This window comes from Thalassospira sp. CH_XMU1448-2 (assembly GCF_037027285.1).
In the GTDB taxonomy this organism is placed as follows: domain Bacteria; phylum Pseudomonadota; class Alphaproteobacteria; order Rhodospirillales; family Thalassospiraceae; genus Thalassospira; species Thalassospira profundimaris_C.
The window spans coordinates 112,325-133,341 of the sequence record NZ_JAYMEA010000007.1; the positions used below are offsets into that span (position 1 = coordinate 112,325).

Sequence of the window (21,017 nt, forward strand, 5' to 3'; positions counted from 1 at the left end):
TATGGATACCAAGATGCTGATCGGCAGCAGCCTTGAAATGGGCGTCGAAGCCGAAGAAAACATCATCAATCCGAAAACCGGCGAAACCATCATGATGCTGCCCGAAGCATCAATGGAACAGATCGACCGGGCCGTGAATGCCGCAGAACATGCATTCAAATCCTGGTCGCGTACCACACCTTCGGAACGGTCCGGTTATCTTCTGAAAATAGCCGACCGGATCGAGGCCGAAGCCGAAGAATTCGTCAAACTGGAATCCCTTAATTGCGGCAAACCGATCAATGCGGTGCGCGATGACGAAATTCCCGCCATTGTCGATTGCTATCGCTTCTTTGCCGGCGCTGTGCGCTGTATGCAGGGCTCGCTTGCCGGTGAATATATGCCCGGACACACTTCGATGATCCGCCGCGATCCGATTGGTGTGGTTGGTTCCATCGCGCCATGGAACTATCCGATGATGATGATGGCCTGGAAACTCGCCCCGGCGATTGCCGGGGGTAACACGGTTGTCTTCAAGCCCTCCGAACAGACGCCGCTGACCGCCCTTAAACTGGCAACCATTCTGGCCGATATCCTGCCCGAAGGTGTGGTGAATATCGTGCTGGGTCGCGGGGCCACCGTGGGCAATGCCCTGATCAACCATCCCAAGGTCGATATGATTTCGATCACCGGTGATGTCGCAACCGGCAAAAAGGTTCTTCAGGCTGCGGCCAAATCGGTCAAGCGCACCCATCTGGAACTGGGCGGCAAGGCACCCGTCATTGTCTTTGATGATGCCGATGTCGATGCCGTCGTCGAAGGGCTGCGCGCCTTTAGCTACTATAACGCCGGTCAGGATTGCACGGCAGCATGTCGCATTTATGCTGGCCCGAAAATCCATGACAAGCTGGTGGCGGATCTGTCATCGGCGGTTTCCAGCATCGCCTATGCCCGTGCGGACGACAGCGAAAATGAAATCGGCCCGCTGATTTCCGAACGCCAGCGCGACCGTGTGGCAAGCTTTGTCGCCCGCGCTTCTGAGCAGAAACACATTGAAATCACCACGGGTGGCAAGCTGCATGACGGGCCGGGCTTCTTCTATCAGCCGACCGTGATTGCCGGTGCCCTTCAAAGCGATGAAATCGTGCGCCGCGAGGTTTTCGGGCCGGTGGCGTCCATCACCCGCTTTACCGATGTCGACGAGGCCGTCGCATGGGCCAATGATTCCGATTACGGTCTGGCATCATCGATCTGGACCAAGGATATCTCGCGCGCCATGCAAACAAGTGCCCGCCTGCGTTATGGCTGCACCTGGATCAACACCCACTTCATGCTGGTCAATGAAATGCCGCATGGCGGTTTGAAACAGTCCGGCTATGGCAAGGACATGTCGCATTACGCACTCGAAGATTACACCGCTGCCCGTCACATCATGATCGCGCACGGTTAGTCACATCCACCAATCATCAGACAAAAAGGGCAGCCGGTTGGCTGCCCTTTTTAATTGTGTGATTTATGGCCGAAACAGCTTTGCGGCGGGATGTTCGAACGTTACCCGTCCGTCTTTCATGCCCCAAACCGGGCGGCTGATTTCGGAAACCACCTGTGCGCGACTTTGGGCGGGCAGGATGATGAAGCTTGCCGCCTCGCCCACGGCGATCTTGGTGGACCGGCCCAGAAGCTTGGCCGGGGCATCGGCGATCATGGCAAAGCAGTTTTCAAGTTCGGCTTGCGTCGAAAGCTGACTGACATTGGCATAAAGGTTCGCCATCCGGGATAACGAACAATCCCCATAAGGCGTGAACGGATTAAGCACATTGTTGGTCGCAATTGTGCAGCAAACACCATGATGGGCAATCTTGTGCGCCGGGGCCACGCCGCGCGGCACTGAATGTTCATGATCGCGCCCGGTCAGGAAAAGGTCGGTTGCCGGAAGCACGGTTAATCCAATCCCGGCATCGCGCATGAGTGCGATTGTGTCTTCAAGTTCCGCTTTCGGCAGGACCGATAGCTTGGTCACATGACCAATCATCACCCGCCCTTGCCAGCCAAAGGCAATCGACTGGCGGGCGACTTCGTCAAGATGACGCCACGAACCGTCCAGATCAAAATCAAGATGGAAATCAAGATCGACATCATATTGGCGCGCCATTTCAAACAGGCGCAGGATTTGACCATTCGGGTCCGTATCCATATAGGGACAGCCACCCAAAAGATCGGCACCGTTTTCAAGGGCCTCGCGCAGAAGTTCTTCTGTGCCGGGATAGTTGAACAGGCCTTCCTGCGGGAACACGCAAATCTCGATATCCATCGCCCAGGCGTAATCTTCCTTCAGGCATTTAACCGCATTAAATCCCGCAAGACCGATGCCCGGATCAATTTCCACATGGGTTCGGATGGCGTTGGTTCCCTCGGTAATTGCCTTTTCAATCACGCGTGCGCCGCGACGATAGATGTCATCTTCGGTAAAGCCGCTTTTGGCATTGGCAACCGCGCTGATTGCCCCGGCAAGGGTCCCGGTTTCATTCTTGGCCCGATCAAGAATACAGGCCTTGTCCAGATGCAGATGACTTTCGACAAAGCCGCAACTGATCAGCTGGCCGCTTGCATCAAAGCTCGGTGCCTCGGTTGAAATGGCCTTTGCGATCTCAACAATTTTCCCGCCCTTTACGGCGATATCAACAAGTCCGTTTTCGCCATGCAGGCAGGCGTTTCTCACCAGATAGTCAAGCATTTGCAACGGCTTCCTTTTCTTGATTTTTATCGCCCTGTTCGCTGCCACCAAGATAGGCCGCAATCAGGCGTTCATCCTGTCGCAAATCGGCCGCAATGCCCTCGGCAACCACCTGCCCCTGCTCAAGGACATAGGCGTAATCGGCAACGGCCAGCGCCATGGTCGCCATCTGATCGACCAGAAGGATCGTTACCCCGTCATCGCGAAGCTCGCCCAGAATGGCATAAAGTTCTTCGGTCATGGCGGGTGCCAGACCAAGGGACGGCTCATCAAGCAACAAGGCCTTTGGCTTGGCCACCAGACCGCGCGCGATTGCCATCATCTGCTGTTCGCCGCCCGACAGGAGCCCGGCCGGACTGTTGATACGGTCCCGCAAACGCGGGAAACGTTTCAGGATGGCTTCCAGTTCGTCATGACTGACCGGTTTGGGTTGCTTATAGGCCCCCAGTTCGATGTTTTCGCGCACCGTCAGTTCCGGGAAGACCTGCCGTCCTTCGGGGACAAGGATCAGTCCCTGTTCAACAATCTGGTGCGGGGCAAGCGCGTGGATATATTCGTTATTGAGAACGATCTGCCCCTTCACTGGCCGGAGCAACCCGGCAAGAGCCGTCAGGAAGGTTGATTTGCCAGCCCCATTGGCACCCAGCAGGGCAACCATTTCGCCCTGCCGGACCTTAAGATCAACCGAATGCAGAACCGGGGCCGCGCCATATCCCGCCGTCAAACGCAGGGTTTCAATGACGGGTGATTCACCCGCCTCGAACGGCACCGGACGCGGGCGGGCTTTCATTTTGCCATCCCCCAGATAGGCGGCAATGACTTGCGGATCATTCTGGACCGCCTGCGGACTGCCAAAGATGATCGGGGTTCCGGCATCGACCGCCAAAATCTGGTCGGAAATGCCCATGACCATTTCCATGTCATGTTCGACCAGAACCACCGTGATTCCGGCATCGGCCAACTGACGCAGCAATTTTGACAACGCCACCTTATCGGCATGCATCAAACCGGCGGCCGGTTCATCAAGCAACAACACACCGGGCTTGGTCGCAAGCGAGCGCGCAATTTCGACCAGACGGCGATCCACATGCGGCAAGTCACCGGCACGGGCATCGATATCGCCCTGATATCCGCAAAACGCCAAAAGTCCCGCCGCATGATTGCGGTTTTCATCCGATGCAATTGCGCTGAACGGCTTGCCAAAACGCCCGACCGGAATCCCGGCAATCACGTTATCGACAACCGACATGTTTTCAAAAAGCCGGGTTGCCTGATAGGTGCGTGCAATTCCGTTGCGCGCGGCAAAGTCGGTCGGCTTTCCGGCGATGTCCTGATTGCCGATCCGAACGGCCCCCTCGGTTGGTTTGTAAAATCCGCTGATGATGTTCAAAAGCGTGGTCTTGCCTGCCCCGTTCGGGCCAATGATCGATGTCACCTGTCCCGGTTTGGCGGCAAAGGATACGGAATTGACCGCCTTCACCCCGCCAAAGGCGATGGAGATATCATCAACCACCAGTCCGTCTGACTTGCCATAGGCCTTAAGCCCGGCTTCGATTTCGGCGGCGGGGATTGCATTGACCGTGCGTTTTTTAAGTGGGATGAAACGTTCAACCACGCCAACAATACCGCGTGGCGCGATCAGCAGAACCACGATCAGAAGTGCCCCGAAAATCAGCAAACGATATTCGGCAAAATCGGCCAGAATTTCGGGCAACATCACCGAAACGGTCGCGCCAACCAGCGGCCCCAGAACCGTGCCCGCACCGCCCAGAATGACCGCAAACAGATACAGGATCGACTGGCTGAACGGGAAGTTCGACGGGGCAATGAACATCATAAGCGGTGCAAACAGCGCACCGGCAAGGCCTGCCATGGCCGCGGCAATCGCAAAGCCCGACGCCTTGACAACAAAGGCATTATAGCCCAGCGAACTGGCAGCAATTTCGGCATCGCGCATCGACGTCATCGCCATGCCCCAGCCGCTTGTCGCCAGACGACGGAATGCCAGCAACGCAACCCCGCCCAGAACCACACACAGCATCACCAGATCGGTTTCGCCAAACATATAGCCAAACAGTTCGGGCATGGGAAAACCCATCAATCCGTTCTGCCCGCCGGTGAGTGATCGCCATTCAATCGCGCCATGCTCGACAATAAAGGCAAAGGCAATGGTCACCATGGCAAGGAACGGCCCGGCCATCCTTGCAGCCGAAAGCGCCAGCACACAGCCAGCAACACCGGCAATCAAGGTTGCTGCAACCAGCGACAGCCAGAAATTGACCCCGGCAAGGGTCAGGATCGCACTGGCATAAGCACCAATGGCAAAGAAGCCAACCTGACCGAGTGACACAAGTCCGGTCAGACCATAAAGAACGTTCAGTCCCACACACAGAACCGTGGTGATGGCAACAAGGCCGATGATGAACTGGGTATAGCCACCAGTGATCGAAACACCGATCAATCCGCCAAGGACGGCAAGGACAATCACGCTATCAAGGGCGACAGGTTTATTAAGCCTGGGCATTGGATTTTTGAACTTCATATCACGCTTCATCATCAGACCTTCTTGATCGCTGCACGGCCAAACAGACCGCTTGGTTTGATGGTCAGAACCGCAATCACAAGTGCGAATACGACAATGAAGGTATAGGACGATCCGAGATAGGTGGTCACACCGGCCTCGACCAGACCATAGATAAAGCCCGCCAGCATCACGCTATAGGCCGACGTCATCCCGCCCAGAATGGCAACCGCAAAGGCCTTAAGCCCAAACAGCGTGCCCATATCCGAATGCACGGAAAACAGCGGCGCGATCAAAAGACCGGCACAGCCCGCAAGCATCGACGAAATGGCAAAGGAACCCGTGACCATCACCGTGGTGTTGATCCCCATCAGCTTTGCCGCCTGAAGGTTCTGAACGACAGCCAGAAGCGCACGCCCCTGACGGGTATGGCGGAACAGCGCATGAAGGGCTAGGGCAACAGCGATGGCTGCAATCGGGATCAGGATCTGTTGCGGATAGACACCCGTGCCAAAGATGTTCCAGCTTTCGCCAACAAGGGCGGAAGGCAGGGTGCGCGGTTCATTGCCAAAGGTGAAAAGCACCGCGTTATCAAGCAAAATGCCGCCTGCGACGGTTGCCATCAGCCAGGCTTCGGAATTGCGAACGGCAAAGGGACGGACAAGGAAGAATTCGACAAGAATACCGGCAAGACCACAGCACAGGATCGCCAACGGATAACCGACAATGACAGGCAAACCGTATCGTTCACAAAAAACAAAACCCAACACCGCCCCAAGCATCACCATCGACCCTTGGGCAAAATTGACTTTCGAAGACACGGAATAGGTGATCTGAAAACCGAGCGCGATCAGACCGTACATACTGCCCAGTCCAATCCCGGTAATCAGGGCTGCGATTAATAATGTCATTGCCAGTCGCCTGTTTATGTCGCGCCCGAAAGCGCATCATTCAATAAGGAATAAAACCCGTGCGATACGGGATGGGACCGCACCGCACAGGGATTAAAAGATGGCTTATTTGATCGGAATGATCTGACCTTCGACGAAATGCGCGAAGGTGTAGTCTTCCGGACCAAGCGCGTCCTGATCGTCCGGGGTGAACGGCTTGTCATAGGTTTTGATCATGCCTTCGATGCCCGAAATCTCGTACATCGCTTCGCGGATCGCAGGACCTTCGGTTGAACCGGCCTTTTCGATAGCCGCTGCAATCAGAAGGGTCGCATCATAGGCGTTGGCGATACCGGTTGCCGGGGTCACATCGGCAAGGGTTTTGATTTCAGGGAACTTTTTCTGAAGTTCGACGAACATCGGGCTGGTTGCATCGGTAAACAGATAGGTCTGGATGAAATGAACCTTCTCGCCCGATTTGCCTGCGAGTTCGGTAAAGCGACCACCCGCCGGGCCCCAATGCGAGGAAATCGGAACATCCCAGCCCATGCGATCAAGCGATTTGATCACCTGGGCGGTCGGGGCAACGTTGGCAACCACGAACAGGGAGTCCGCACCGTTTTCCTTGAGACGGGTCAGCTGCGGGACCACATCAACGTCGTTTGATTCAAACTTTTCGATCCCGGCATGGGCCATGCCACGTTTTTCAAGCGCCTTGAGCAGGCCCTTTTCGTTGGACTCACCCCAGGGATTGTTAATCAGGATCATGCCCGGCTTTTTTGCACCGTAATTTGCGATCAGATATTCAGTGATCGCTTCGTCGACATATTCATCAACGGCCGAGACACGGAAGACATAGTTTTCTTCCGCACCGTTTTTGGTAATCCCGGTGCCTGCGGCCCACGGACCGATGAATGGAATTTTCTGCTGGTTGGCATAAGGCACGATGGCAAAGGAAACCGGCGTATCAAGACCACCAATGATCGCAGCAACGCCTTCGCGCTGTGCCAGTTCACGGGCAGCAACCAGACCTTTGCCCGGGTTGCTTTCATCATCACGCGAAACAAGTTCAAGCTGCTTGCCCAGAACACCGCCTTCGGCATTGATCTTGTCAATCGCAAGGGTAATACCACGCGTAATTGCTTCACCCGATTTGGCCGACTGACCACTAAGCGCAGCAACAAGGCCGAGCTTCACGGTTTCATCAGCACGGGCGTTATGGGCAGGTAAGGTGGCAGCAAACATCATCACAGCCGCAGCCCCCAGAAGGGCGGCACGACGCGTCAGTTTCGGAATAGGCGAAGAAATAGGCATGTGAGACTCCCTGATTATGTGACTTCGCATTCGGTCGTCGCAGTTTCACGATACGCGCCGAACAGCCACCGCATTGCAGCAAAGCCCGTGCCAAGAATCAAAATCACATAAAATCAGATACTTATGGAATTTCGTATCATTTCTCAAAAGTCATTTGCCTCATGCATACGCAAATTGCATGCAATTATTGCATAAAATTAGTGCATGCAAATTTTCCGCCTACGTATTATGCTGATCCCAGATCAATCGCAGTGAATGAGGATATCCAGATGACCGACCAGACTGCGGCAAATGTGCTTGATACTCTGCCGCCCGAAGCCCAGACCGTGCGCGAATTTCTTGATGCATCGATGAAGCCCGACCCGGAACTGGCAGCAACCTTTATGTCAGATGATGTGGTCATCACCTTTACCGATGGTCAGAAATACGACCATCCGTCGGGGACGACCGCCTTTAATGCTGCACGTTATAAATGGGTGAAAAAGAAGTTCGGTCAGTTTGATGTCGCGCACACCAATGGCCAGACCGTGGTCTATAGCACCGGCTGGCTTTACGGCGAATGGCCCGACGGAACGCCATTTGAAGGCAACCGCTATGTGGACCGTTTCGTGATTGAAAACGGCAAGATCATCAAAATGGATGTCTGGAATGAAAGTGCGGAACGCATTCTGGTTCGCAAGGGCATCAAGGCCTGATCCCGCCAGACATGCAGCGCACATATTTTTACCCGCGTGACCCGAACCTGATCCGGAATGCCAATCGCCTGCTCTTGCGGGCAGGTGATTATGTGCGCGCGCGCACTGTTGCGTTATGCCCCGCCGTCGCGCACTTTTCGGGCATAGGGTTCAAGCGCATCCAGATACAAAAGCGGACCGCGTTCCTCGGTTGTGAACAACGCACGATCAGCCACCGCCGTCAGGTGATGGCGCATCAGTTTGCGCGCGGCTTCCTCGTCACCATTGGACAGGGCTTCGATGATCTGGCGGTGTTCCTGAATGCCGCAATCCGTCGAATGCGGACGCGCATAGAGCGACAGTGTCAAGCCGCAGCGATATCCGATTTCCTCGACATAGCGCAGCAAAACCGGGCTTCCCGAAAGCTTGGCCAGCAGGATGTGAAATTCGGTGGCAAGGCGGATCGAAATCGGTTCGGATGCGTGTTCGGCCTCGACTTCCTTGGCCAGATGGGCTTCAAGTTCGGCAAGAAGTTCGGGGGTCATATTCTTGATGACGCGACTGATCACAAGGTCTTCGATCTGGGTGCGCAACTCAAAAAGATCGCGTGCTTCTTCAAGGCTTGGTTTGGCGACCATAGCGCCCTTGTTGCGACGAAGCTCGACCAGTCCTTCGGCGGCAAGCCGTTCAAGCGACTGACGAATGAGGGTACGGCTGACACCGAACCGTTCGCCAAGGGAATCTTCGGGCAATTTCATGCCGGGCATCAGGACGCGTTCAAGAATGGCCGAACGCAGTGCCGAACTGATCATGTCCGTACGATGTTTTGCCTTGTCCGCCGCCTTCATCCCGACCGCCAATTTTTATGGTGCATACAATAAACTGTTTGCGTTTGTATAATTGATTGCATGCAATTTCGCCACAGCTGATCCGACTTTACCTGCTCCGCATCGCATTGCATTCCGAATTGCTGAAAGAATTCATGACCATGTCCGATAAAGAAGTATCGACCAAAATGCACCGCGCCATGATCACAAGCCCAAGCACTGCGGCAAGCGAAGCCGGGGCCGCAGTGCTCCGTGATGGCGGAACCGCGATAGAGGCGGTGGTCGCAACGGCGGCGATGCTAGCAGTAACATACCCGCATTTCTGCGGCATTGGCGGTGACGCGGTCTGGATGGTTTCGGACGGATCGGGCAATGTGCAATCCTTTATGGGTATCGGACAGGCGGCTCAAAATCCCGGCAATTTTGCCGATGCTGGGAAACCGATCCCGCTGCGCGGTCCGGGTTCGACCCTGACCACGGCCTGCACGGTTGATTCCTGGCAACATGCCCTTGATCACTCCGCCAAACATTGGGGTGGGAACAAGAAACTGGCCGATCTGATTGCGCCTGCCATCAGTCTTGCCGAAAACGGCTTTCCGATCAGTGCATCGCAATGCTTCTGGCTTGATTTCCGCAAGGAAGACATTGCCAACTGGCCGGGCTTTACCGATATCTTTGCCCCCAATGGCAAGATGCCGGTGGCGGGTGAGATGTTCTATCAGCCGCAACTGGCCGAAAGCCTGAAACTGATTGCCCAAAACGGTGCGCGCGACTTTTATGAAGGCGAACTTGCCGGTCGCATTGTTGCTGGTCTTTCTGCTGTTGGCTCGCCGATCACAGCAACTGATCTTGCCAAAACCCGTACCCGGACGGCTGATGCGGTGTCCCTTGAATATGGCGATGTCACCCTGTTTGCCCCGCCCGCCCCGACACAAGGATTGGCGACCCTGATGACGATGGGGGTCTTGCGCGAACTCGGTGCCAAGAACTGGGCCGAAGGCGATGCTGATCATTTCCATCTGGTGGTCGAGGCCATCAAGCAGGCATTTCTTGAACGTGATCAGATTGGCGATCCGGATTTTGCACTGGATGATTTCACCGCCATGCTTGATCCCGTCAAACTGCAAAGTGCTGCGGGCAACATTTCCCCGTCGCAGGCCATGGACTGGCCCCATCCATTCCGCCATGGCGATACGGTTTTCCTTGCCGCCAAAGATGCAAACGGGAACTCGGCAAGCGTTCTGCAAAGTACCTATTTCGATTGGGGCAGCGGGGTTGTCGCGGGCGATACCGGCATCGTCTGGCAAAACCGGGGTGCGGCATTCACCACCAGGCCCGGCCACCCAAACAGCTACAAACCCGGCAAACGCCCGTTCTATACGCTTAATCCCGGACTGGCGCTTAAGAACGGCAAGCCGCATTTGCTGTATGGTACCCAAGGGGCTGACGGACAGCCACAGACATTGGCGATGTTGCTGACCCGTGTGCTTGATTTCGGCCTTTCCCCGGCAGAAGCACTGGCAAAGCCGCGCTTCCTGCTCGGCAAGACATTTTCCGATACCAATGACAGTCTGAAACTTGAAGTCGATGCCGGGAATGCCGTGTTCGACACGCTGTCGGAACGCGGCCATGTCCTGCGCGCGATTGAAGCACAAAGCGCCCTTGCCGGTCAGGCCGGGATCATCCGCATTGATGAAGACGGCTTTGTCGATGGTGCCCATGATCCACGCAGTGATGGCATGGCGATTGGTGTCTAGGCGCCAGCACGCCTAGCGCGGGCATTTGTCGGGATGGGCATTGGCGAAGGCATCAATGGATGCGCAATTTCGTTCAATCGCCCTGATTCGTGGAAAGTGAGAAAGGCTCACATTCCAGCGGCGGGCATTATAAAGCTGCGGAATCAGGCAGATATCAGCCATCGACGGGCGGCTGCCATGGCAGAAATCGGCGCTGCCCGCACAAGCTCCAACGTCAGCTCCGGCACCGCCCTTTGCCAACATCGCCTCGAACCCGGCCAAACCACCCCCGATATATTTTGCCATCCAGTCAAGCCGCGTGGCATCGGGGTCTTCGCCATGGGCGGATACCATATCCATGACATGGCCCACCACGCCCAGATTACAAATGGGGTGAATATCCATGGCAATGGCATGCGATAGCGCGCGCACGCGCTGCCGCCCCAAAGTGTCGGTGGGCAACAACCCCTGCCCCGGTCGGGTTTCATCAAGATATTCGATGATTGATACCGACTGGGTCATCATGATGCCGTCAATCTCAAGGGCGGGGACAAGTCCCTGCGGATTGCGCTTGAGAAAATCGGGGATCTTGTGAATACCGGCCAGCAAATCAATCGGCACCGTCCGGTAGGGAATATTCACAAGCCCAAGCGCAATCCGCACCCGGTAACTGGCCGAAGATCGCCAATAGTCATAGAGGATCACGTCGCTCATGAGCGGCCATCACATCTTGTATTGGCGCACAGTCTGATCAATCGCGCCAAAGATTGATCCGCCATCCGCACCGAACATTTCAATTTTGACCTGATCCCCAAAATTCAGAAACGGCGTTGACGCGGTTCCAGTCTGGATGGTTTCGATCATGCGGATTTCAGCAATACAGGAATATCCCGCCCCGCCCTGATCCACCGGCTTGCCCGGTTCGCCATCAAGTTTGTTCGATACCGTGCCCGATCCGATGATGGTGCCCGCCACAAGCGGACGGGTGCGTGCGGCATGGGCAACCAGCTGTGCAAAATCAAAGGTCATATCAATCCCGGCATTGGCACGACCGAATGGCTTGCCATTAAGATCGACATGAAGGGGCAAATGCACCTTGCCCCCATCCCAGGCATCGCCAAGCTCATCGGGCGTAACGGCAACCGGCGAAAAGACCGAAGACGGCTTGGACTGGAAAAACCCGAAACCCTTGGCCAGTTCACCGGGGATCAGACCGCGCAGCGATACATCATTGACCAGCATGATCAGGCGAATGGCTTTGCCTGCCTGATCAAGGCTTGCCCCCATCGGGACATCATCGGTGATGACGGCAATTTCGCCTTCCATATCGATACCCCATGCGGCATCGGCCATCAGGATATCGTCACACGGTCCCAAAAAGCTGTCAGACCCGCCCTGATACATCAGCGGATCAGTCCAGAAGCTTTGCGGCATCTCGGCCCCGCGGGCCTTGCGCACCAGTTCCACATGATTGACATAGGCCGACCCGTCCGCCCACTGATAGGCACGCGGCAAGGGTGAATGGAGCTTGGTCACATCAAGCCTGATGCGTTTGGCAATCGTCGAGCCCGCTTCGACCTCGTCAGAAAGTTCCTGCAAGCGCGGGGCAATCACCGCCCAGTTATCAAGGGCGGCCTGAAGGGTTGGCACAATGGCGCTGGCATCGACATAAAATTCGAGATCGCGGGTCACCAGAACAAGCTGTCCGTCACGGGTACCGTTTTTAAGAGTTGCGAGTTTCATGTGGGTATTTTGCCTTTATTTACGGCCTTCGGGGGTGCCATCAAACTTGCGCTCAAGCCCGGACCAGCAATCAAGATAATCATCCTGAAGGCTCTCAAGCTCGGCGGCAAATCTGGTCAGTTGCTGCGGGAAACGGGTTTCGAACATAAACGCCATGGTGCCATCAAGCTTCTGTGGCCCCAGTTCGGCATTGGATGCCTTGTCAAACCCGAAGGCATCAGGACCATGGGCCAGCATCATGTTGTGCAAACTCATGCCGCCGGGAACAAATCCCTTTTCCTTGGCATCATATTGCCCGCAAATCAGGCCCATGAATTCGGACATGATGTTTCGGTGATACCATGGCGGGCGGAATGTATGTTCGGCCACCATCCAGCGCGGCGGGAAGATCACGAAATCAACATTGGCCGTTCCGGCCTCGTCGGTGGGGGCGGTCAGTACGGTGAAAATTGACGGATCGGGATGGTCAAACAGGATCGCGCCGACCGGCGAGAAGGTCCGAAGATCATATTTGAACGGGGTGTAATTGCCATGCCAGGCAACCACGTCGAGCGGTGAATGGCCGATATCTGTTTCATGGAACTGACCACACCATTTTATCTGCACCCGACACGGGGTTTCCTTATCCTCATAGGCCGCCACGGGTGTTTTGAAATCACGCGGATTGGCAAGGCAGTTCGCCCCAATCGGCCCGCGGTCAGGCAGCGTGAATTTCGCACCATAATTTTCGCAGACATAACCACGCGCGCCCCCCTCAATCCCGGGTTCAAGGATGCTGACCTTGAACATCATCCCGCGCGGGATCAGCGCGATTTCAAGCGACGCGACATCCATGATGCCAAGTTCGGTAAATATCCGAAGCGTGCCGCTTTCGGGCACGATCAGAAGTTCGCCATCGGCATTGAAGAAATAATCATCGACCATATCGGCATTGCAGACATAGACATGGCTTGCCATGCCGGTCTGGGTCATGACATCGCCCGCAGTCGTGATGGTCCGCATGCCCGAAATGAAATCGGTTGCGTCCTTTGGCATCGGCACCGGGTCCCAGCGCAATTGCCCCAGCGCAAGACTGTGATCATTCAGGCAGGGTGCTGTTTTCCAGTGCGGACGATCAATGGCGCTAAAGCGGCCATTATGTTTGACACTGGGCCGGATACGATAGAGCCAGGACCGTTCATTGGTCCCGCGTGGCGCAGTAAAGGGCGAACCGGAAAGCTGTTCGGCATAAAGCCCGTAGGCACATTTTTGCGGGCTGTTCTGCCCTTGTGGCAAGGCACCGGGCAGGCTTTCGGTTTCAAAATCATTGCCGAAACCGGACATATATTTCAGATCGGTTTGATCAACGGTCGCGGCGACCGGATCACGGGTCGGTTTATCAAGCATGGCGATAACCCAAATGCGACAAAAACGATGCGATGGCAACAAACCGTCAGGACCGCGCGAAACGCGGTCCTGAACTGGATATGGGGTTGGCGGAGCTATTCCGCAGCATCAACTTTCAGAACACCGCGACGGATCTGGTCTTCTTCGATGCTTTCAAACAGGGCACGGAAGTTGCCCTCGCCAAAGCCTTCGTCGCCTTTGCGCTGGATAAACTCAAAGAAGATCGGGCCGATCACGGTTTTCGAGAAAATCTGAAGCAGGATTTTGGTCATCCCGCCATCAACGACACCTTCGCCGTCAATCAGGATGCCATGCTTTTTCATCCGCTCGATCGGTTCATCATGACCATGGACGCGGTCACGGGACTTTTCGTAATAGGTTTCCGGCGGACCGGGCATGAATTTCAGATCATTGGCCGCAAGCTTGTCGGTGGCGTCATAGATGCCATCGGTACCCACCGCGATATGTTGAATACCTTCGCCCTTGTATTTGCGTAAGTATTCTTCGATCTGGCTTTTGTCATCGGTCGATTCATTGAGCGGAATGCGGATTTTGCCACAGGGAGATGTGATCGCACGACTGACCAAACCGGTGATTTTACCGGCAATGTCAAAGAAGTGGATTTGCTTGAACCCGAACAGATCGCGATAGAAGTCCCACCATTTATCCATATTGCCGCGATAGACGTTATGGGTCAGGTGATCGAGATAATAGAAGCCAACACCTTCGGGCCTGGGATCGCGTTCACCAAGCCATTCGAATTCCGCGTCATAGGCCGAACCGGTTTCACCATATTTGTCGATGAAATACAGAAGCGATCCGCCAATCCCGACAATCGCCGGGGCATCGAGGCTTTTATCGTCACCCAAATAGGGTTCCGCCCCCTTCGATATAGCATGATCAAAGGCATGCTTTGCATCCACCACGCGCCATGCCATCGACGGTGCGCAAGGGCCGTGTTTTTCAACAAATTTCATACCGTGCGAGGTCGGCTCGGCATTGAGGATGTAGTTGATATCGCCCTGACGCCAGACGGTGATGTTTTTGGTTTTATGCCGGGCAACCGGGCTATAGCCCATGCGCTCAAACAGGGTTTCGAGTTTTTCCGCATCTTCATGGGCGAATTCGACGAACTCGAACCCGTCAGTTCCGGCAGGGTTTTCATCACTGATGGTGGCACGGGGGGCGTCATGGGGGAACGGACCCATCGGAAGTCTCCTTTGATTGAAACATTCGAATTACTGGAATTATTCGAATTCTTGTTATGTCCCAATCGTGCGCCAAACCGCATGCAACGTGCGTGCATTTTGGGTTGATTTCTGCAAATGATTGCACACATCATGCATCAATTCACATTTGGACGCGGAAAACATGCAACTTGATCGAATAGACCTTAAACTGCTTGCGGAACTGCAAAAGGACGGGCGCCTGACCAACAATGACCTGTCCGAGCGGATCGGGCTGTCGGCATCGCAATGTTCACGCCGGCGTGCCCGCCTTGAAGAAGACAAGGTGATCAGGGGATATCGCGCCGATATCGACCGTCAGAAGATGGGGCTGGGACTGCTTGTGGTGATTTCGGTGACCCTTGCCACCCATAACCGCGACAATGCCAAACGGTTTGCAAGATTGCTGGCCGATCTGCCCGAAGTGCTTGAGGCCTTTTCACTGACCGGCGAAATGGACTACCACCTGAAAGTCGCGACCAGGGACCTTGCAGCATTGTCGCATTTCGTCAATGAGGTGCTTTTGCCTCATGACTCGGTCCAGCATGTCAAAACATCGATTGTTCTTAATGTTCTTAAGGATTTCGAGGGGCTGGCCGTCGGCATAGACACTTAAAAAGGGAAAAGGCCGCGCCCAAAAGGCACGGCCTCATCTGTCCCGAAGCTCCCCTTACAACAAAGCTTCGGAGACGCCCCCCTGTCCCAAGATCTAGATTGCCAGATACTGATCACGCAGTTCGGCATCATCCAGAACAGCCTGCGCCGTCCCGTCAAAGACGATCTCGCCGCTATCCATGATGATCGCACGGTCTGCCAGTTTCAGGGCCGCAATCGCGTTCTGTTCGACAATGATGGTGGTGATGCCCAGTTTCTTGACGTTCTGAAGCGTCTTTTCGATTTCCTGAACGATCACTGGCGCCAAGCCTTCATAGGGCTCATCAAGGAGCAAAATCTTGATGTCACGCGCCAGCGCACGGCCGATCGCCAGCATCTGCTGTTCGCCGCCCGAAAGCGTGATGGCTTCCTGTTCCGCCCTTTCGCCAAGACGCGGGAACAGCTCGTAGATGCGTTCGACTGACCAGCCAATCGGCTCGGCGATCTGGGCCAGTTCGAGGTTTTGCTGCACCGTCATGCCCGGAATGATCCGGCGGTCTTCAGGGACAAGCTGCACACCAATGCGCGCAGCCTGCCAGGCCTTCATCTTGTGCAACGGCTGGTGATCAAGCCAGATTTCACCATGTTTGAGTTCCGGGTCACCCATTCGCGCAAGGGTGCGAAGGGTCGATGTCTTCCCCGCCCCGTTACGTCCGAGAAGGGCAAGGATTTCGCCCTCGCGGATGTCAAAGGAAAGCCCCTGAACGATGTAGCTTTCACCGTAATAGGCATGGATATCATAGACCGAGAAAAATGCCGGATCGCCACCCTGTCTACGCACAGGTTCCTGTTTTGGTAGCGCGTTCATTCTGATTCCCCTCCGAGATAGGCTTCCTTGACACGTGGATCATTGCGCACTTCTTCGGGCGTGCCTTCGCAAATGATCGCCCCCTGAGCCAGTACACTGATGCGGTCAGCCAGACTGAACACAACATGCATGTCATGTTCGATGATGACCTTGGTCATGCCGCGTTCCTTGATCCGTTTAAGAAGATCAATCGTGCGGTTGGTATCATGACGGGCCATACCGGCGGTCGGTTCGTCAAGAAGGAACAGCTTGGGCTGTTGCCCAAGACACATTGCAAGTTCCAGACGGCGTTTGTCACCGCGCGACATCGAACCGGCAATATTGTCCTTTTGCGAAATCAGCCCGACATCATCAAGAAGATGCTCGGCATGTTCGCGCACTTCCTTTTCCGCAAACAGGCTTTTGATGAAGTTCATCTTGAAGATGCCTTCACGTTTGGCAAAGGCCGGGACCATCACATTTTGCAAAAGCGACAGTTCCGGGAAGATTTCCGGCGTCTGGAACACGCGGGCAACACCAAGCTGGTTGATTTCGTGGGGCTCCTTGCCCGTCAAAACCTGATCACCCAGCAACACCCGGCCACGGTTCGGGGCCAGACGCCCGACAATGACGTTCAGCAGTGTCGATTTACCTGCACCGTTTGGTCCGATAATCGCGTGAACTGTGCCTTCCTTGACCCGAAGGTTGATGTCGGAAAGGGCGCGCAGTCCGCCAAAGTTCTTGTCGACGTCAGTGACATCAAGAATGTATTCGGACATGGATCAGACCTCCCCCGCCGATGCTTGTTCTTTTTCTTTGTTTTCATGTGTCCCGGCGACCGGTTCGGCCTTGTTGCGTCGGGTTACCAGTCGCCAGAGGCGGCTGATGCCTTCCATGATGCCCCCTGGCAGGAAGATCACGATCAGCATGAAGACAAGACCAAGGGTCAGATGCCAGCCTTCGCCGACAAACAGCCCGACCACAGAGGCGACCGGATGAGCCAGCCAATCAGGCAGGAATGAAAACGCATTGAGAAGGACCGTCTCGTTAAAGGCCGAGAAGATATTTTCAAAATACTTGATGATCCCCGCACCGAGCAGCGGACCGATAAGGGTGCCGACACCACCAAGAATGGTGATCAGAACAACCTCGCCCGATGCCGTCCATTGCATGCGTTCAGCACCGGCCAGCGGATCCGTCACCGCCAGAAGCGATCCGGCAAGACCGGCATACATGCCCGAAATGACAAAGGCGGTCATCAGATAGGGACGTGTGCTAAAGCCGGTATAACCCATTCGGTTCTGGTTCGACTTGATCGCACGCAGCTTCAACCCGAAGGGCGAACGGAAGATACGCAGATAGATGAAGAACGAAATCAGCAAAAGGGCCGCACAGATATAGAAACCGGAATAGCCTACCCCCTCGATCCCGAACAGGTTCGGGGTCGGAAGAGACGCATTCGCCTCAATACCCGACATGCGATCAAGCACACGCGGATCACCCTGTGTCAGCTGCAAACCGGTTTCACCATTGGTGATCGGGGTGAGAACCGAGTAGGCCAGATTATAGGACATCTGCGCAAAGGCCAGCGTCAGGATCGAGAAATAGATGCCCGAACGACGCAGGGACACAAACCCGATGGCCAACGCAAACAGTCCCGACAGAACCGTTCCGAAAATCAACGCCGGGATGACATTCATCGACAACAGCTTGAACGACCAGACGGCGGTATAGGAACCAACCCCCAGAAAGGCCGCGTGACCAAAGGACAGATAGCCGGTCAGACCAAACAGAATGTTATAGCCGATGGCAAAGATGCCAAAGATCATGAATTTCTGCATCAGGTCGGGATAGGCCGCACCAAATGGCTGCAACCAGATCGGCATGGTCAGGACCACTGCCGACAGGATCGCCATATAGATGAGGTCCTGCTTTGGGGAGACGATTTTTGTGTTTGTCATTTTAGCTCTCCATCACGCCACGACGACCCATCAGACCGCGCGGGCGGGTCAGCAGAATGACGACGGCAACTAGATAAATGATGATCTGGTCAATACCCGGGAAGATGTCCTTCACCTCGGTCATCGACGAGAAGGATTGCAAGATACCCAGCAGGAACCCTGCGAGAACCGCACCGGGCAACGAGCCCATGCCCCCGACGACCACCACAACAAATGACAATACAAGGAAGTCCATGCCCAGATGGTAATCCGGTGGCAGGACAGGCGTGTACATAACCCCGGCAAGACCTGCAACCACGGCTGCAATGCCAAACACAATCGTAAACCGGCGCTCAATATTGATTCCAAGCAGTTCGACCGTTTCGCGGTCAGCCATCCCTGCGCGCACCACCATCCCATAGGTCGTGAAATGCAGGAACGAGAAGACAAGTCCGATGGTCAGAAGCGAGAAGGCCAGATAGATCAGGCGCCACCAGGGATAGACGACCGCATCCCCAAGACCGAACACAGCGCCGATTGCGGCGGAACCAGCGACAATATCGGGTGCGCCTTGCGGCAGCGGATTGGCACCAAAGAAGGATTTGATCAGTTCCTGCAAAACGATGGCAAGACCAAAGGTCACAAGGATCTGCTCGGCATGAGGACGCTTGTAGAAATAGCGGATCAGACTGCGTTCCATCACGATGCCGATCAACAGCATCACGGGTATCGCCAGAATGATCGAAAGCGGTACAGACCAGTCAATGATTGCCGTGCCGGTATCGCCAAACCACACTTCGAGATAAGGCGTTTCCTTGTAGGCTTCAAAGAAGGTCACAGACTCGTCCCTGACCCGAACAGACAGGGTCAGAAGTTTTTCGACCGTAACCGCACAAAAGGCACCCATCATGAAGATGGCACCATGCGCAAAGTTCACCACGCCGAGCGTGCCGAACACCAAAGTCAGACCAAGCGCGATCAGCGCATAGGCGCCGCCCTTGTCCAGACCATTAAGAATTTGAAGAAATATAGCGTCCATCAGTTATCCGCCGCGTATTCGTAAGGGACTTAGTCAAAAGTCGTATAGGCCGGGGCCAGAGGGCAAACGGGCCGACCATTGGGAGATGGTCGGCCCTGCTTGCATCAATTTGGCTGTATCAGACCTGATACGGGCCAAGCTCCCCGCCGAACATGTCGGCCGGATACTCAACCTGTGCACGCGGCACTTCTTTGACGACTTCAAGAAGGTCGAAGTTGGACTGCGGGTTTTCTTTACCACGCACGACCAGAACATCCTTGAAGCACTGGTGGTCTTCTGCACGATAGAGGGTCGGACCGTTGCCCGCGCCATCGAACTCGAACCCTTCGAGCTGTTTGATGACTTCCCAAGGTGCAAAGGTACCGGCCATTTCGCAGGCGTTTGCATAAAGCAGCGCCTGGACATAGCAGGTGTGTGCAGCCTGGGACGGCGGGAAGCCGTATTCCTGACCAAACGATTTGACAAAGGCCTGCGAACCCGGATCCTGCAGCGACCAGTGCCAGTTGGTGGTACCAAGGATGCCCTTGGCAGCGTCACCGGCACCCTGTGCCATCAGACGGGAATACAGCGGAACGACGATTTCGAACTGCTTGCCATTGACCATCTTGTCGCGCAGACCGAACTGAACGGCCTGCGTCAGCGAGTTGACCATGTCCTTGCCATAGTGGTTCAGGATCAGGACGTCAGCGCCGGAATTCAGAACCGGAGTGATGTACTGGGAGAAGTCACCTGCACCAACCGGGGTACGAACAGTATTGACGGTTTCCCAGCCAATATTCTCGGTCGCGGCCTTGATCGACTCTTCCTGGGTCCAGCCCCAGGTGTAATCGGCGGTAAGGTGATAGGCGCGGCGTTCTGCACCATATTCATCCAGAAGAACCGGCGCAATTGCCTGACCGGACATGTAAGCGTTAAAGAAGTGGCGGAAGCCATAACGCTTTTTATCCTTGCCGGTGGTGTCGTTCGAGTGGGTCAGACCCGCCATGAAGATGACGCCCATTTCCTGACAAAGACCCTGAACGGCAACAGCCACACCCGATGATGAACCACCGGTGATCATTGCAACATTATCTTTTTCGATCATACGCTTGGCCGATGCACGTGCGGCATCCGACTTGGTTTGCGTATCACCTGTCACGAACTCGACTTTTTTGCCGAGAATACCGTTCCCCTTGAGCTGAAGCGGCTTGATCGTGTTGAGCATCCCGCCATCGCCTTCACCGTTCAGGTGCTTGACCGCAAGCTGATAGGCACGCAATTCGTCAGCACCCTCGTCGGCATACGGACCGGTCTGCGGTACGTTAAAGCCGAGTTTCACGCTGCTGGCATTGCCCGGATCGCCACGGAAAGTCTGGGCATGGGCATTCTTGATGAAATGCATCGGGAAAGTACCGCCGATCAGGGCAGCACCGGTGGTCGCAGCAGTGCCCTTCAGGACCGTACGACGAGATACATTTCGGGTATTTTTAGTCTCCGACATGGTTTTCCTCCCCAATGTCTTGGGATCTGTTTCAGAGAAATCTGAGGTCTGTTTTCTGGTTAATTTTTTTCATGACCTGTCAAAACA

General features: G+C 55.2%; 18 protein-coding genes. 4 read left to right on the top strand and 14 right to left on the bottom strand.

The features are described from left to right. Window position 1 precedes the first annotated feature (1 nt). The gene (locus tag WA318_RS19675; RefSeq protein WP_114098168.1) at window positions 2-1,429 is read left to right on the top strand and encodes a gamma-aminobutyraldehyde dehydrogenase; all 1,428 of its coding nucleotides are present in this window, start codon (window positions 2-4) and stop codon (window positions 1,427-1,429) included. A gap of 63 nt (window positions 1,430-1,492) precedes the next feature. Here the strand turns inward: WA318_RS19675 and WA318_RS19680 are convergent, their stop codons facing one another. From WA318_RS19680 to WA318_RS19695, 4 genes are all read right to left on the bottom strand, one after another. Next, the gene (locus WA318_RS19680; RefSeq protein ID WP_336083871.1) at window positions 1,493-2,713 is read right to left on the bottom strand and encodes an amidohydrolase family protein; all 1,221 of its coding nucleotides are present in this window, start codon (window positions 2,711-2,713) and stop codon (window positions 1,493-1,495) included. Then, window positions 2,706-5,270: a branched-chain amino acid ABC transporter ATP-binding protein/permease gene (locus WA318_RS19685; protein ID WP_336083873.1), complete on the bottom strand. Its 2,565-nt coding sequence runs from the start codon at window positions 5,268-5,270 to the stop codon at window positions 2,706-2,708. The genes WA318_RS19680 and WA318_RS19685 overlap by 8 nt, the downstream gene beginning before the upstream one ends. After that, a complete protein-coding gene (locus WA318_RS19690; RefSeq protein ID WP_114098165.1) occupies window positions 5,270-6,145 on the bottom strand; it encodes a branched-chain amino acid ABC transporter permease in 876 nt (291 codons plus the stop codon). The genes WA318_RS19685 and WA318_RS19690 overlap by 1 nt, the downstream gene beginning before the upstream one ends. A gap of 105 nt (window positions 6,146-6,250) precedes the next feature. Beyond that, complete coding sequence (locus WA318_RS19695; protein ID WP_114098164.1) at window positions 6,251-7,438, bottom strand: ABC transporter substrate-binding protein; 1,188 nt, start codon at window positions 7,436-7,438, stop codon at window positions 6,251-6,253. A gap of 269 nt (window positions 7,439-7,707) precedes the next feature. Between WA318_RS19695 and WA318_RS19700 the strand changes: the two genes are divergently transcribed. Next, the gene (locus WA318_RS19700) at window positions 7,708-8,133 is read left to right on the top strand and encodes a nuclear transport factor 2 family protein (protein ID WP_114098268.1); all 426 of its coding nucleotides are present in this window, start codon (window positions 7,708-7,710) and stop codon (window positions 8,131-8,133) included. 113 nt (window positions 8,134-8,246) lie between these two features. Here WA318_RS19700 and WA318_RS19705 read toward each other — a convergent pair whose 3' ends face one another. After that, window positions 8,247-8,960 carry a GntR family transcriptional regulator gene (locus WA318_RS19705; protein ID WP_114098163.1) on the bottom strand — a complete coding sequence of 238 codons (714 nt, stop codon included), beginning with the start codon at window positions 8,958-8,960 and terminating at the stop codon, window positions 8,247-8,249. A 140-nt stretch (window positions 8,961-9,100) separates the two neighbouring features. Here WA318_RS19705 and WA318_RS19710 point away from each other — a divergent pair, with 140 nt between their 5' ends. Next, on the top strand, window positions 9,101-10,696 hold the full coding sequence (locus WA318_RS19710) for a gamma-glutamyltransferase family protein (RefSeq protein WP_336083878.1): 1,596 nt from the start codon (window positions 9,101-9,103) through the stop codon (window positions 10,694-10,696). A gap of 12 nt (window positions 10,697-10,708) precedes the next feature. Here the strand turns inward: WA318_RS19710 and maiA are convergent, their stop codons facing one another. The 4 genes from maiA to hppD form a co-directional block, all read right to left on the bottom strand. Then, window positions 10,709-11,389 (bottom strand): maleylacetoacetate isomerase, encoded by a 681-nt coding sequence (maiA, locus tag WA318_RS19715; RefSeq protein ID WP_336083880.1) that lies wholly within the window; start codon window positions 11,387-11,389, stop codon window positions 10,709-10,711. Between the two features lie 9 nt (window positions 11,390-11,398). After that, entirely contained in the window at window positions 11,399-12,418 is a 1,020-nt protein-coding gene (locus tag WA318_RS19720) for a fumarylacetoacetate hydrolase family protein (protein ID WP_336083881.1), read from the bottom strand. Between the two features lie 15 nt (window positions 12,419-12,433). Beyond that, window positions 12,434-13,804: a homogentisate 1,2-dioxygenase gene (hmgA, locus tag WA318_RS19725; RefSeq protein ID WP_336083884.1), complete on the bottom strand. Its 1,371-nt coding sequence runs from the start codon at window positions 13,802-13,804 to the stop codon at window positions 12,434-12,436. 95 nt (window positions 13,805-13,899) lie between these two features. Continuing rightward, window positions 13,900-15,012, bottom strand: a complete 1,113-nt coding sequence (gene hppD / locus WA318_RS19730; RefSeq protein WP_336083886.1) for a 4-hydroxyphenylpyruvate dioxygenase — start codon at window positions 15,010-15,012, stop codon at window positions 13,900-13,902. Between the two features lie 163 nt (window positions 15,013-15,175). Here hppD and WA318_RS19735 point away from each other — a divergent pair, with 163 nt between their 5' ends. Further along, window positions 15,176-15,646 (top strand): Lrp/AsnC family transcriptional regulator, encoded by a 471-nt coding sequence (locus WA318_RS19735; RefSeq protein WP_114098158.1) that lies wholly within the window; start codon window positions 15,176-15,178, stop codon window positions 15,644-15,646. Between the two features lie 93 nt (window positions 15,647-15,739). Here WA318_RS19735 and WA318_RS19740 read toward each other — a convergent pair whose 3' ends face one another. From WA318_RS19740 to WA318_RS19760, 5 genes are all read right to left on the bottom strand, one after another. Continuing rightward, window positions 15,740-16,492, bottom strand: coding sequence for an ABC transporter ATP-binding protein (locus tag WA318_RS19740; RefSeq protein ID WP_114098157.1), 753 nt, complete (start codon window positions 16,490-16,492; stop codon window positions 15,740-15,742). Further along, window positions 16,489-17,250, bottom strand: coding sequence for an ABC transporter ATP-binding protein (locus WA318_RS19745; RefSeq protein ID WP_336083888.1), 762 nt, complete (start codon window positions 17,248-17,250; stop codon window positions 16,489-16,491). The genes WA318_RS19740 and WA318_RS19745 overlap by 4 nt, the downstream gene beginning before the upstream one ends. Before the next feature lie 3 nt (window positions 17,251-17,253). After that, the gene (locus tag WA318_RS19750) at window positions 17,254-18,432 is read right to left on the bottom strand and encodes a branched-chain amino acid ABC transporter permease (RefSeq protein WP_114098155.1); all 1,179 of its coding nucleotides are present in this window, start codon (window positions 18,430-18,432) and stop codon (window positions 17,254-17,256) included. Window position 18,433: 1 nt separating this feature from the next. Continuing rightward, entirely contained in the window at window positions 18,434-19,450 is a 1,017-nt protein-coding gene (locus WA318_RS19755; RefSeq protein ID WP_114098154.1) for a branched-chain amino acid ABC transporter permease, read from the bottom strand. Between the two features lie 118 nt (window positions 19,451-19,568). Then, entirely contained in the window at window positions 19,569-20,930 is a 1,362-nt protein-coding gene (locus tag WA318_RS19760; RefSeq protein ID WP_114098153.1) for an ABC transporter substrate-binding protein, read from the bottom strand. Window positions 20,931-21,017: the final 87 nt, after the last annotated feature.

Bases quoted from the DNA above. Each gene is read 5' to 3' on its own strand.
- WA318_RS19685 (WP_336083873.1), bottom strand. From the start codon at position 5,270: ATGATGAAGCGTGATATGAAGTTCAAAAATCCAATGCCCAGGCTTAAT.
- maiA (WP_336083880.1), bottom strand. From the start codon at position 11,389: ATGAGCGACGTGATCCTCTATGACTATTGGCGATCTTCGGCCAGTTAC.
- WA318_RS19745 (WP_336083888.1), bottom strand. From the start codon at position 17,250: ATGTCCGAATACATTCTTGATGTCACTGACGTCGACAAGAACTTTGGC.
- WA318_RS19690 (WP_114098165.1), bottom strand. From the start codon at position 6,145: ATGACATTATTAATCGCAGCCCTGATTACCGGGATTGGACTGGGCAGT.
- WA318_RS19710 (WP_336083878.1), top strand. From the start codon at position 9,101: ATGTCCGATAAAGAAGTATCGACCAAAATGCACCGCGCCATGATCACA.
- WA318_RS19760 (WP_114098153.1), bottom strand. From the start codon at position 20,930: ATGTCGGAGACTAAAAATACCCGAAATGTATCTCGTCGTACGGTCCTG.
- hppD (WP_336083886.1), bottom strand. From the start codon at position 15,012: ATGGGTCCGTTCCCCCATGACGCCCCCCGTGCCACCATCAGTGATGAA.
- WA318_RS19740 (WP_114098157.1), bottom strand. From the start codon at position 16,492: ATGAACGCGCTACCAAAACAGGAACCTGTGCGTAGACAGGGTGGCGAT.
- WA318_RS19755 (WP_114098154.1), bottom strand. From the start codon at position 19,450: ATGGACGCTATATTTCTTCAAATTCTTAATGGTCTGGACAAGGGCGGC.
- WA318_RS19720 (WP_336083881.1), bottom strand. From the start codon at position 12,418: ATGAAACTCGCAACTCTTAAAAACGGTACCCGTGACGGACAGCTTGTT.
- WA318_RS19705 (WP_114098163.1), bottom strand. From the start codon at position 8,960: ATGAAGGCGGCGGACAAGGCAAAACATCGTACGGACATGATCAGTTCG.
- hmgA (WP_336083884.1), bottom strand. From the start codon at position 13,804: ATGCTTGATAAACCGACCCGTGATCCGGTCGCCGCGACCGTTGATCAA.
- WA318_RS19675 (WP_114098168.1), top strand. From the start codon at position 2: ATGGATACCAAGATGCTGATCGGCAGCAGCCTTGAAATGGGCGTCGAA.
- WA318_RS19695 (WP_114098164.1), bottom strand. From the start codon at position 7,438: ATGCCTATTTCTTCGCCTATTCCGAAACTGACGCGTCGTGCCGCCCTT.
- WA318_RS19700 (WP_114098268.1), top strand. From the start codon at position 7,708: ATGACCGACCAGACTGCGGCAAATGTGCTTGATACTCTGCCGCCCGAA.
- WA318_RS19735 (WP_114098158.1), top strand. From the start codon at position 15,176: ATGCAACTTGATCGAATAGACCTTAAACTGCTTGCGGAACTGCAAAAG.
- WA318_RS19750 (WP_114098155.1), bottom strand. From the start codon at position 18,432: ATGACAAACACAAAAATCGTCTCCCCAAAGCAGGACCTCATCTATATG.
- WA318_RS19680 (WP_336083871.1), bottom strand. From the start codon at position 2,713: ATGCTTGACTATCTGGTGAGAAACGCCTGCCTGCATGGCGAAAACGGA.